Consider the following 13,591-nt stretch of genomic DNA (forward strand, 5'->3'; position numbering starts at 1 on the left):
GCATATCTCAAGCGAATCAGTATCATTAAAATTTAAAATAAGTGGAATGGGATGTCGTTTCTTAGAAAGAAAAATTTTTAAATAAATGGAGGGAGAATTTCAAAAATGCTTAAAAAATTTTTAGCGAAATTCGGTAAGGGAGCAGCGACAGTAGATTTACAATTCGAAAATCGTCCTTATCAGATTGGTGAAGTAGTACAAGGAGAAGTTGTCATTAAGGGAGGCGAAGTAGATCAACAGATCAACCAGTTGGCAGTTCAATTCATGATGACTGTTAGAGCAAAGAATGGCCAGTCTGTTTCACGGGAGGTTGAGAGGATTCCTTTAAACGGATCATTTGTAATTTCAAAAAAAGAAGAAAAACGCATCCCATTTAATTATCGAATTCCGCAAGCCTTGCCTTTATCTAGAGGCCCTGTATCTTATTATTTTGATACCCATCTTGATATTGAGGGAGGCGTAGATCGGACAGATATTGATTATATCACCATTGGAGCATCGAAAGAGATCCAATCCATTTTTCATGCTCTTTCCCGTTTAGGCTTCCGAGAAAAATCAACTTCAGGAAAGCTTGATCAATATGGGCAAGAATTTGAATTTTTTCCGACACAGTTATTCGCAGACAAAGTTCATGAATTAGAAATTCGTTTTGCTTATGTAGAAGAAGGAGTCAAAGTTTGGATGGAAGTGGAATGTCGATCTGGCTATGGAAAAATCGAAGCGAAACGAGAATTTGTTTTGACTAAAGAAATAGTAGAGAACGAAGACAAGCTGGTGTCCTCGTTCGAAAAATATATTGCAGAAGCAGTCCAGCAACCGGAATTGTATAAACAACCTTTTACCTATCCTACCTATCAGCCTCATCATAAAGGCAGTATGGCAAGCGGCATTGGAAGCATGGTTGGAGGATTGGCGATGGGTGTTTTAGGTGGTATGGTATTAAATGAACTAATGGATAACCTCGGTGTAGATGAAATGTTAGAAGATGCGGCAGAGGCCATAGGTTTGGACGAAGAGAATTTTGATTTAGCTGGCATGGATTTTGGTGATTTTTTTGATGAAAACTAATAAAAAAGCGTATTAACGGTCAGAAGAATGATTATTCTTTTAAAAAAACAATTTTATGTTTGATGGAAGAATCCATTTGATCAAGCTTTTTTCCAAATGGATTCTTTTTTATTTACGGTTCAATATTTGTTTGATATTTATAAACAAACTTAATTTTCATTAAGAACATAAATAACAACATTAACATGAATTTTATTAGTATCTAAACTTTTGTTTAAAAAACATATGTCATGGAGTAAAATGGAAATAACTCTAAAAGACTGTGTTTTATTTTAATGAGATAATCATAGCAAAGCATGAAATGCAAATAAAAATGATAAAAATTTAGGAAAGTTTTGAATAAACATTATCAGTAAAACATCGAATGATATACTCCCTTATAAAAATTACGCAACGATATGCTTCTTCTTCGAGGATACAATGGATTTTTACAAAGACATAGGTGCTGACGACAATTTAAAGTTGAGCTCTCTATTGTTCAACTAGAACAAGGGGCATTAAACATTTTGTTTTTTAATATTTAGCATTTTATCAATTAGCTAAGGGAAAATGACTACATAAAACTAAAAAGGAATGTTCATTTTGGATAATAAGAATAAAAAACTTAAAATTATTATTGTAAGCGCAATTTCAGCAACCATTCTTTGTTCAATCATTGTATTGGCTTCACTTTCTCCAATATCTAATTCAGGACCTAATGTCAATCAATTTGGAGACATCGGTATGTGGATGTCTATAGTTCTCATTCTTATATGCAATCCCTTTAATTATTTACAGTTTAGGGGTTGATGCATTTAAGTATGTAATGGTTGCACTCTGTGGTTTAGGTCTTCTAATAGGGATGGCTGTTATATTTACTACTATTTTATTTATATTTACTTCTACAACTAGTATGATTTTATATGCTTTATTATGTCTTTCCGTTTTATATATTATGTCAAATATAATTTGGATTTTTATTACCTTTTCAACTAGTAATAAAAGCAAAAACACAATTCTTCAATAGGCCTTATTATGCAAATGAGAAGTACAGGAACGGTCCGATAAATTCTAAAATGAAGCCAGTAGAGAAAAATAGTTGTTTTTCTCCGCTGGCTTTTGTAATTTTTCGATTCTTGTCTGAGTTGAAAATGCGGACCCATATTTTCAGGATGCTGTGAACTATTGCCACAATTCCAAACTCGCCCTCCTGCAAGGATCATCTGCAGATCACCCTTGATGTGTCTGAACATTTTTTTACTTCGACTTTGAGTCGAATGTAAAAAAATCACATCTTTCTTCCTGCGTTTTAGGAACTGCTATTTCTTTCATTTTTCTTTGAACCAACTGGTCAAGTAAGTTCCAGAGAAAGGTGCAATCGTGGAACGACTTGAATATTATGGACTTTTCAAGCAGGGGTCGGAATGTGCATTATACGACCAATGCGATCGAAAGAAATTCGGAAATAGTTGAAATCGATGGGCATTTGAGCAGTTTAGAAATCGTGGGGAAAAGTTGTATATTTGATGATATAATACTTTCATGAAAAATGGGCAGAGCAAAAGTAGAGAGGAGTACCGAAGCAAAGGAAGTCTTTCAGCAAATGTTTGGTAAATGTTGCAATGAACCATTATTGCAAAAAGGCCATACAGGAGACTTAAAATTTAGCCGCATTGTGTGAAGAAAACAGCCCTCTATTCTAAATTTCCATCAGAGGTACTTTATTTATCTTGCATTATACAAAATTATTGACGTTACCGAGTCGGTATCATTACAATAAAAAGGTTAACTTTTCCATTTGTCCTGCCTGACATATTTATTTTTTAAAAACTGTTCCTTATAAACAAAAAATTATTTTCAAAATAAGTTAGGAGGCTATATAAATGGAAATATATTTGAAATACTTTTTAATGGGGTTAACGATTGCTTTACCGATAGGAACCATCACAATTGAAATGACTAAACAAGGGATTAAACATGGTTTTTTACATGGTTGGGCGGTGGGGTTAGGCGGGATGACAGTTGATTTTCTTTTAATTATTGCCATTTATTTAGGATTGGCTCCCCTATTATCGGCCCCTTTAATACAAATTCCATTATGGCTGCTAGGCGCTGTTTTTTTATTTTATTTAGCTTATGATTCGATAAAAAATGCAAATCACGATATGACAATGATTGGCGAACCAACTTATAAATCGATTGGAAAAACATATCGAAATGGTATATTTGTTGCAATCTCGCCAAGTAATTTAATTTTTTGGATATCAATTTTTGGTGTAGTGTTGACAGATTCATTTTCTCAAGCGAATACAGCTGATTTTTTTATTACTGCATTAGGAATCTTATCAGGAATATTGGTACATGACATTATACTTCTTACTATCATTTCGGTTACACGAAAAGCAATGAATAAAAAAGCAATAATGACTGTTTCGATTATTGCCGGAATTTTGTTGTTTGGTTTCGGTTGTACTTTTCTCTATAAATTTTTCATAACATTACAAGCGAACTATCCGTTTTGGTAGGTGCAAATAAATAATGACATTAGTGTAACAGGTTCGAATTGGATCGAAATTGAAAAAACTGCATCTTCAATTTTAGTCCTTCCTTCTATCACGGAACGATATTTTTATTTGAAAAATACGCTTTCCTCGTGGTAATGAAACGGTGAATCATAAAGGAATTTCAGTTTCATTCGATAAAACATCATTAACACTTGAATCTAAAAAATCGGTGATACGGCAATAGCTCTATTTCCCATTAGCTCAAGGAAGAGCAATAGAAACACAGGAGAATCTCCTGAAGCGATGAAAGGATCAAGTTGAACAATTGAGAAAGAGTCATAAGTGTTTAACTCTTTGAGTCTCATACATTGCTTCCGGCAAAACAAACTTTAATACGATTCGCCAAGTATTTTTGGAGAAGTGCATTTTCTCCCTTAAAAAACACGTATTGATTATTCGGCTTGTTGCGTTTTTGCTTGTGCAACATTAAAAAAACAAATATTGGTTATTGACAAAACAAAAATCCAAGCTATATAATATCTAGTAATCAACTAGGAATACTATGTTTCGGTTGCGTAATTTTCGGAAATACATTCAGACGTTCCGTTCCCTTTGAAATGGAATATCTCATTCATGTCGAACAGCGAATTTACAAAGCTATCTGGATTTATTTGTTTATCAATTGGGCGATTCTTTAACCTTAGAGCATACCAGCAAAAGAAGCAAAATAATCACTGATTGGAAATCTGAGCATATCTTGCATGGATACATGATAAAGTCCAATAGCAAGCTGATGAAGTGATGACAATCATTAGTCCACCAGACCACTGGAGACTTCCTTTCATTTTTAAGGGAGTCTCCTTTTTTATTTTAAGCACCTCAAGACATATTTAATCGTCCATATTCAAGGAGGAATTATAAATGGAAATCTTTTGGTTTATTCCCACAAATGGCGACTTTCGTCAATTAAATCATCAAGAAGGTTCACGTCCTGCAACCTATAACTATTGCAGACAAATTGCACAGGCTGTCGATGATTTAGGCTATAGCGGCGTGTTAATTCCAACAGGAAAAACATGTGAAGAAGGCTTTATTGTCGCTTCAACGCTTGCACCCGTAACAAAAAATTTAAAGTATCTTGTAGCGGTGCGGCCAGGATTAATGTCACCGAGTTTTGCAGCACGCATGTCGGCGACATTGGATCGATTTTCTGACGGTCGGTTATTAATTAATGTGGTGGCTGGCGGAGATCCGGTCGAGCTTGCAGGAGAAGGTGTGTTTTTAGATCACGATGAACGATATGAGTTAACAGATGAATTTTTAACCATTTGGCGTCAATTATTTACAGAAGAAGAAGTTGATTTAGAAGGAGACTATTTACGAATTCGAGGTGGGCAATTGCCATACCCGACAGTTCAAAAACCATATCCGCCGCTATATTTTGGAGGATCTTCACCTGCTGCGATGAAGGTGGCGGCAAAGCATATCGATGTCTATTTAACATGGGGAGAACCACCGGCACAAGTGGAGAAAAAAATCAATAAAATGCGGGCGTACGCTGCTGCCCAAGGAAGAACAGTAAAATTCGGCATCCGGCTGCACGTCATTGTCCGTCCAACAGAAGAGGAAGCATGGGAAGCTGCCAATAAGCTCATTGAACATGTGGATGAGGAAACTATTGCGCAGGCGTTGAAAGTATTTAAGCGGATGGATTCGGAAGGCCAGCGCTTAATGACGAGTTTGCATGAAGGTGATCGTACAAGATTAGAAGTGAGTCCAAATCTTTGGGCCGGTGTTGGATTGGTACGGACCGGTGCAGGCACGGCGCTAGTAGGAGATCCTGATACGGTTGCTGCCCGTATGAAAGAATACGCTGATTTAGGCATTGAGACCTTTATTCTTTCAGGCTATCCGCATTTAGAAGAAGCCTATAGAACAGCGGAATTATTATTCCCGAAACTTCCAATTGATAAAAAGGATACTTCTCATCAGAAGACATTCCTTAGCCCATTCGGAGGAGATATCAAATCGGCTGTTGCGAAATAACAGGTTCATTAAACAATTTGAGGTGACAACAAGAGGATTGTGAAAACATTAATGAAAAGGGAGAAATCGTGGATAAAATTACCGGCGAAATGACCGAAGAGGCTGTTCGTCAACATTTAGACAGTATCGTTCCGAAATGATGGAATTAAGTGTTGCAGGTATTGAATAATTTGTTCCAAGTGTCATCGCTTCCTCGGCTTTATTATGGCTAATAGCCTGTAAACCTAATAAATGTAATTGAACTATTCAAAAATTTGCAGTCCCCCTTAAAAAGTTTTAAATGCAGCTTGAAAGATCGTTTGAAAATATAGACTCCTTTTCGAAAGATACCAGATCAAAACGAAAAGAGAACTCCTATCAGAGGTGGGGGCCTCTTAACGATTGATCAGGCGGTTAGAAAATTGTAAACCGCATTTTTAAAAGTAAGACATTCGATAGCGAACCGCTGTCCAAAACGATCAAGTCTCTTTCACTTCAGCTTCGTTTTGTCTTTTATTCAAGTTGGCAGAGTAATATGCAATGACTAAAATGGCAACCCAAAGCGGACCGACTATTAAGGCGATTCTTGTGTCTGGATAGTAGCCGAGCAGAATTGCGACAAATATGAGAAACGCTCCTGCAATGAAAGTGGATAACGGGTATAGCGGGGTTTTAAATTTGATATTTTTTTGTTGTTCAGGTGTAATCGATTTTCGGAATCGCCATTGTGCTAATAAAATAATAAACCAAGTCAATAAAGCACCAAATGTTGAGATAGATGCAATCCAAGTAAATACTTTAGCCGGTACTAAATAGTTGAGCAGAACTCCGAATAATAAAACGGCTGATGTAACCATAACCCCTCTAAAAGGAACGCCTTTTTTGTTTAATGTGCCAAATGCCTTCGGAGCTTGTCCATTATGGGAAAGGTTGTATAACATACGTCCGGAACTGAAAATTCCTGTATTACAGGAGGAAAGGGCAGCGGTTAAAACGACAAAGTTGATAATGCCTGCTGCGGCCGGGATACCGATTTTGTCAAAGGTTAAAACGAAGGGGCTTCCACTTGTCCCGATTTCATTCCACGGATAAATGGACAAAATGACAAACAACGCACCCACATAAAAAATTAATATACGAAGTAAAGTAGAATTAATGGCTCTAGGCAGCGTTTTTTCCGGATCTTTTGCTTCACCGGCTGTTACGCCGATCATTTCGATTCCTAGAAAGGCAAACATAACCATTTGAAATGACATTAAGACACCTTCAAGACCGTTAGGAAGAAAGCCGCCGTGCTCCCACAAATTGCTGATTCCTGTAGGAACTCCGTTATTGCCGAATCCGAACAAAATCATGGCTAAGCCAATAATAATCATAAAGATAATCGCAATAATTTTGATTAGGGCAAACCAGAATTCCAACTCACCGTAAGCACTGACTTGAAGAAAGTTAAAGCTCATCATGATGATTAATGCTGCCAGAATCCAAATCCATCGCGGAACCTCCGGAAACCAAAATTCCATATAGATTCCAACGGCTGTCAGCTCGGTCATACAAGTAATGACCCATACAAACCAATAATTCCACCCTGTAATATATCCTGCCAGATTACCAAGATAATCATTGGCGTATTGGCTGAATGAACCGGCAACGGGATGATGGACAGCCATTTCTCCTAACGCTCTTAAAATGAAAAATAAAATGATTCCGCAGAAAAGGTAGGATAACATTATACCGGGACCTGCCAGCTTGATTGAGCTTGAAGATCCTAAAAACAGCCCGACTCCGATTGCAGAACCTAATGCAATCAGTGTAATATGTCTTTCTTTTAAACCTCTTTGCAGCTGATTTTCCATGATCGTTCCTCCTTAAGTTTATAAATGAAATCCCTTTCAATGTTCTGTTGCGAAGGTCATCATATGTCAGATTTCATAATCGAAAAATTTAAGTTATTATTCCCCGCAACTCCTCTTGATAATCAAATTGTGACGCTTACATTTAGATTTGAATAAATTTTATCATACTATATTTCAATTTCTTTTTGTATAAAACGACAAATTTAGACGTTCAATTTGTTGAATGATACAAAGGAAAAATGTTCAAATCATTTTCCTTACTTCCGTTATTATGATCAAATAAACCTATAGATAAACTATTTAATTCAAGTTTTCCTGCCCTACTGGTTACAAACATGTAAGGCAAAATCGCGAATAAATACTCCGAGAAATCTGCCAATTCCTATTACAACCGGCTGGGAAATTGACAGATGTAATGAAGGCACGGTTTGTTTAAGAACAGAAAAAATAACAAAGTTCAAGTATTACAAGCAAGGCACTGTTGAAAAAGTGTAAAAAATATGAGTGAAACCTTGCTTCAAAAATTAATGTAACAAGTCAAACTGAATTTATTTGTGAAAATGTGCACAAAAAAAACGAGACAAGCACCTCAATTTTTGATAATACAAAAATAGCGGCAAGTCTAGACTTCAACCGCTTGCCATCCATCGAGAAAAATGCCAAAGATTCATTGACAAGGTGTTATATAGAGTACAAGCCATGTTTTTAAAATGTTTCGCTATTGGATGAGCATCACGATTTTGCTGTGACTATGAGAAAAGTGAAACAAACCTTTTATTGTCTATTTATTGCTTCTTGATTTTCGTTTACTCTAATTAGAGTGGCAGTATCCTGCCTCTTATTGCGATAAATAGTGCAGTAGCTAAAATGTAAAATAAACATGCTGCAATATTCAATATATTACCATTAATTTTGTTCAGAGTGGTGATTATATTTGGGAAATAGGAAATTCGTGGCAGTTTCCTTTCAAGATTAGAAAATGAAGCTGCATTTCACAAATACTGATTTAGGTAAAAATTGGTACAAAAGGAGAGGCAAAATTAAAGTTGTGTTGATCACACACGTAAAATATGAACAGCTGATCCAATTAATTAAAAATTCGAATTAAAAGATGTTAATACAATCTCTAAAAGGTTTTGCAAGGTTTGTGAATTTCATCCATCTAAAATTTTTTGCTTACTTGAATAGGCTGATAAGCTATAGATATTTAAGAGATGTTCCCTCTCCCGCATGATGTGGCCTTTTTACCGCTGTGAAGAAAAACAGAAACCCCATTGATTCTGAAACACGGTCCTCGACAGTTTTTCAAATAACAATTAGCACGTAAAAATTATTGGATCTGGCAAAAAGAAAAAATACCGAAAAATTTGAAATCGAAAGAGGAAAGGAGTCACTTATCAAAAGAAAAGAAAGCTATTTTATGAATTCAATCATTCATGATTTTCTTGAAAAAACTTGTTGCTTCATTTTTATAGAGTTAAAAGTTCAACAAATTTGTTAAAAGCTAATGTTTTGGCAAGTGACTTACGAGTGATAAACACAGTATCTACGTTTACGTAGTCCTTATCAATGGGATATGTGTATAGACTTTTTGTTAATTTTGACATAGACTCGGGAATCAAAGAAATTCCAACTCCTGCACGAACACAATTTAAAATAGCTTGTGCGGCGTCTACCTCTATGACATTTTGAATCGTTATATGATAGTCGTTCATGATTCTGGTAAACACTTCTCGATAGTAACACCCTTCTTTAAATACAACTAAAGTGCATTCCTTGTTTTTAAGAGGATTGTCAGGAGTATTGGTGATAAGTACCAGTCTTTCTTTAAAAATAACGTTTTCGATAAGATCCGGATGATTAACAGGTCCAGCAACAAATGCACCCTCTATATCATGATGTAAGACCTTATCTATTAATTCTTTTGTGGTACCGGTTTGCAATTTAATTTTTACATTAGGATAATTAGCTGAATATTGTTTTAATATGTGGGGAAGACGTACATAGGAGGTTGTTTCCATGGAGCCTATGTTTAATTCTCCATCGGGGATTGCCAGTTTATTCATTGCTTTTTCAGCTTCGCGACACAAATTTAAAATCAAATTAGCATAGTTAAGAAGGACTTTGCCGTTCGGTGTGAGAATAACCTCTTTTTTGGTTCTTATAAATAATGGAAAACCTAAACAGCTTTCTAATTTATTTAGTCTAGCCGTAACATTGGGCTGTACATATCCAAGCTCTTTTGCAGCCTTCGTAATCCCCTTATTTTTTGCTATTGTTGCAATGATTCTTAAATCTTGTAGCTCAAACATTATTTCTCCCCCATCACTCAAATTGATTCATAACAACAATTATCATTTTTTTCTATTTTACACCATCAAAATGGGGTCATAAACTATTTATAGAAGACAATTTGCGAAATATTAAAAAAATAAATTTTCATCTTTATACAAGTCAATTTCAGATGAATGTAGAAGCAGCTTGAATGAACAACATGATTTCAGTCCAATAATGTGAATTTTAGGATGGAAGGATGGGAACAAGAGAAATAAAAAAGCCGGACAACTGATGTTTCACTAAGTTTTGGGTGATCGTTTTTTCTGCTGCTGACCAAATCGTATGAATGGCATTATTAATTGAATGCCAACAGCTATGATTATTGTATTGTTAACCTATAGATTTGACGTATATAAGGCAAGGAGGAACATGGCATGTGGAATCATACAAAAATAACAGACAAACTATCAATTAAAATTCCGATTATACAAGCGGGAATGGCGGGAGGGATCACGACTCCCGAGCTTGTTGCTGCTGTATCCAATGCAGGTGGTCTAGGGATGATAGGGGCGGGTTATATGACGCCGGAAAAATTGGAGTCGGATATTCAAAAAATAAAGGAATTGACTTCAAAACCATTTGGTGTCAATCTGTTTGTTCCTGAACATCCGGCAGTCATTCAAGAAGAAATTGAAAGAGCGAATCAACTGCTGGAACCTATCCGCCAAATGTTAGGGATCGAAAAAAAGAATGATGTTCCGCAAATCAACACTTCTGTTTTTGATGAACAAATTCAAATCGTTTTAAAATATGAAGTACCCGTTTGCAGCTTCACATTTGGCATTCCTCAGAGAGAAATTATTCATCAATTAAAGAATAATGGTATTGTCACAATTGGAACAGCCACAACAGTAAAAGAAGCCATATTGAATGAAGAGGCTGGGATGGATATGATTGTCGTTCAAGGCAGTGACGCTGGGGGGCATAGGGGCAGTTTTGCAGGATCCTTTGATGATTCAATGATCGGAACAATGGCCCTTATTCCGCAAGTAGCGGATCATGTTTCAATTCCTATTATTGCAGCTGGCGGTATCATGGACGGCAGAGGAGTTTTAGCTTCTCTTGTATTGGGAGCGCAAGCGGTTCAAATGGGAACAGCCTTTCTTACCTGTATAGAAAGCGGAGCAAATGAACTCCATAAAGAAGCAATATTAAACGGTACCGAAGAACAGGCAGTAATCACTTCAGCATTCAGCGGCAAGCCAGCAAGGGGATTAAAAAATGAATTTATCATCAAAATGAAAGAGCATGAAGATGCTTTGCCAGCTTATCCGATTCAAAATATGCTCACCCAAGATATCCGGTCAGAAGCTGCAAAACAGAAAAATAAAGAGTGGATGTCGCTTTGGTGCGGGCAAAATCCTCGACTAAGCAAAAATTTGCATGCCGCCGAACTGATCGAAACAATCATCAATCAAATAGAAGAAATTATAAGTAACTTCCCATTAATAAAAGGATGACTATGAAACCGCGGCTTACTTTATGCGGCGGTATTATTGCATTGATTATTGTAATGGGGATCAGAAGATTTGCTTATACCCCTATCCTCCCCTACTTGAATATAACTAAATCGATGGCTGGAAATTTGGCTGGAACTTTATTTGTTAGCTTTTTTAATTTGAGAAGATATGAATCAATTTATTTAAAGATATTTTTAGCTTTGAACATTTTTACGACTCTGCTCATGGGAATGGTCAGTAAATAATATATTTTGGTACCTGTTCAGGTTTTTTTCAGGCCTTAGCAGCGGTGTAGTCTTTGTCTTAGTTTCTAGTATAGTGCTTCAAGTATTGAAAAAGCATAATATGCAAATATTTAACGGTTTGTTTTATAGTGGTGTAGGGATTGGGATTTTCTTGTGTAGTATTCTAGTTCCTTTCTTCATTAGTATAAACGGGTGGAAACCATAAACAGCTGTTAAATATCCAATTAATTTGCTGCTGTTGTTCGTTGACATATATTGTACTTTTGAAACAGCTAACGTTTGAACTTCCAGGCATGCGTGTTTAAGTGTTGTTTTAAGCGCTATTCTACCCAAGAACTGGATTTCTTTTCCGAGGGCTATCATTTTGGACTATTCTGAATAATAAGATTTTCCGCTGCCGCTTGTACCATATTTCTTCCAGATACAAAATAATTTTTGTTCAAAAGAGGCTGTTTGGAAAGGACCATAAAAAATTCTTTTTCAATTCAGTCTCTTTTTTTCGTTGATAGGATATTGGCAGGGAGAAAAAAGATAGGGGGCTATACATCAGATCATCTTGACGTACGGTAAGTTTAATAGAATTTCATTTTTCTTATTTTTTTGTAAATTCAAAAAATTCGTTGAAAAATCTTCATAAGAGTGTTTTAATAATTGTAAACATATAACATATCAAATATGTGTAATAAGAGAAGTGTTGCAGTCGATTGAAAGAAAATGATTTAAAACGCTTGCTCTTTTGCGCATTTATAGAAACGGTGTTTCTTATTACAAAACATAGGAGGTGCTTGATTTGCTCCAAGGAGAGTTGTACACAGAATTAAAAGATGTTTTCCCCGAAAGTCAAATGGAAGTAAAGGAAAATGAAGGTCATCCACTTGGAAATGGCGGAAAAGTCGCAGTCTATCCAAAAACTGAAAACGAAATTTCACACATCTTGCAATATGCAAACAAAAATGGGAAAACCGTTTCCATTGTGGGCGGAGGAACAAAGCGGGGGTTTGGCGGTCTAATTGATTCGGCTGATATTTTGCTTTCCTTAGCAAATCTAAAAGGAATCGTCGAGCATACAGTGGGAGATATGACATTAACAGTGAAAGCAGGTACACCATTTCAAGAATTGCAACAGTACTTAGAAGAACATAACCAAAAAATATCTCTAGATCCTGCTTGGCCGGATTATGCGACCATCGGAGGTATTATCGCTGCGAATGAAAGCGGTCCCAAACGTTTGGCATATGGATCCGCCAGAGATGCAGTCATCGGGCTTCGAGTTGTTTATCCAAATGGCAAGGTCATCCGAACAGGCGGAAAGGTCGTGAAAAATGTCGCCGGATATGATATGAACAAACTTTTTGTCGGTTCCATGGGCACTTTGGGGGTTTTGACGGAAATCACTTTAAAACTCCGTCCTTTGCCAAAATATGAAAGCAATGTTCTTTTATCATTTACAGAAGGAGATTTTGCTGAAATGCGATCATTTGCCGCGGCGTTTTTAGATTCGCAGATGGAACCTGTCTCACTGGAACTGATAAGTCCGTCTTTGGCTGAAAAGCTAACGGGTGAAAAATTTTATACATTGGCCATTAGTTTTGAAGATAATGAAAGTTCGGTTCATTACCAAGAATCTTTTCTAAAAAGCATTCAGCCTCCTAAAACGAAAATGACCATTCTTGCTCAAGAGAAAGCGCGCAAGTTTTGGCAATCTTTTTATACAATCAGCCCGAATGGCAGGGTGTCTAATCAGACAGGGGAGACTGAAGCAGTATTGAAAATCGGAGTTGTCAATTTAGATGTCCTAAAAGTTATTAGGGAAAGCCATTTATTACAGGATACGCACAATTTGCTTATCGAAGCCCACGGTGGATTAGGCCACGGATTGTGTCAAATCATTTTAAGAGGCGGCAGCGAAAACGTCATTTCAGCAATTCAGCATTTAAGGAATTTTGTCAAAGAGCTCAATGGGTATGCAGTCATTAAACATTTGCCGTTTATTTTACGCCAGAAAATAGAGGTTTGGGGGGAAAATCCGCCATATTTCTTTCTTTTCAAAGGAATCAAAACAAAGATTGATCCGAACAACATTCTCAATCCGAAGCGATTTGTGGGAGGGATTTAAA

7 protein-coding genes are annotated in these 13,591 nt (G+C 36.3%); 5 read left to right on the forward strand and 2 right to left on the reverse strand.

The genetic code is table 11. The features are described from left to right. Positions 1-105: 105 nt before the first annotated feature. The 3 genes from NSQ41_RS01275 to ssuD all read left to right on the forward strand — a co-directional run bounded on the left by NSQ41_RS01275 (position 106) and on the right by ssuD (position 5,597). Positions 106-1,068, forward strand: coding sequence for a sporulation protein (locus NSQ41_RS01275; protein ID WP_063386548.1), 963 nt, complete (start codon positions 106-108; stop codon positions 1,066-1,068). Between the two features lie 1,862 nt (positions 1,069-2,930). After that, positions 2,931-3,572, forward strand: coding sequence for a LysE family transporter (locus NSQ41_RS01280; protein WP_311066759.1), 642 nt, complete (start codon positions 2,931-2,933; stop codon positions 3,570-3,572). 900 nt (positions 3,573-4,472) lie between these two features. Further along, the gene (gene ssuD, locus NSQ41_RS01285; RefSeq protein WP_063386476.1) at positions 4,473-5,597 is read left to right on the forward strand and encodes an FMNH2-dependent alkanesulfonate monooxygenase; all 1,125 of its coding nucleotides are present in this window, start codon (positions 4,473-4,475) and stop codon (positions 5,595-5,597) included. A 458-nt stretch (positions 5,598-6,055) separates the two neighbouring features. Here ssuD and NSQ41_RS01290 read toward each other — a convergent pair whose 3' ends face one another. Beyond that, a complete protein-coding gene (locus NSQ41_RS01290) occupies positions 6,056-7,432 on the reverse strand; it encodes an amino acid permease (protein WP_339210808.1) in 1,377 nt (458 codons plus the stop codon). 1,469 nt (positions 7,433-8,901) lie between these two features. Further along, complete coding sequence (locus NSQ41_RS01295; protein WP_339210810.1) at positions 8,902-9,744, reverse strand: LysR family transcriptional regulator; 843 nt, start codon at positions 9,742-9,744, stop codon at positions 8,902-8,904. A gap of 399 nt (positions 9,745-10,143) precedes the next feature. On the opposite strand from NSQ41_RS01295, the gene NSQ41_RS01300 reads away from it, so the two are divergent. Together NSQ41_RS01300 and NSQ41_RS01305 are read left to right on the forward strand one after the other, a co-directional pair. Continuing rightward, positions 10,144-11,229, forward strand: a complete 1,086-nt coding sequence (locus tag NSQ41_RS01300) for a nitronate monooxygenase (RefSeq protein WP_063386490.1) — start codon at positions 10,144-10,146, stop codon at positions 11,227-11,229. A 1,089-nt stretch (positions 11,230-12,318) separates the two neighbouring features. Next, positions 12,319-13,590: an FAD-binding oxidoreductase gene (locus NSQ41_RS01305; RefSeq protein ID WP_130157041.1), complete on the forward strand. Its 1,272-nt coding sequence runs from the start codon at positions 12,319-12,321 to the stop codon at positions 13,588-13,590. Position 13,591 lies beyond the last annotated feature (1 nt).

Origin of the sequence: Aeribacillus sp. FSL K6-8210 (assembly GCF_037963925.1) — a bacterium.
GTDB classification, from domain to species: domain Bacteria; phylum Bacillota; class Bacilli; order Bacillales; family Aeribacillaceae; genus Aeribacillus; species Aeribacillus composti.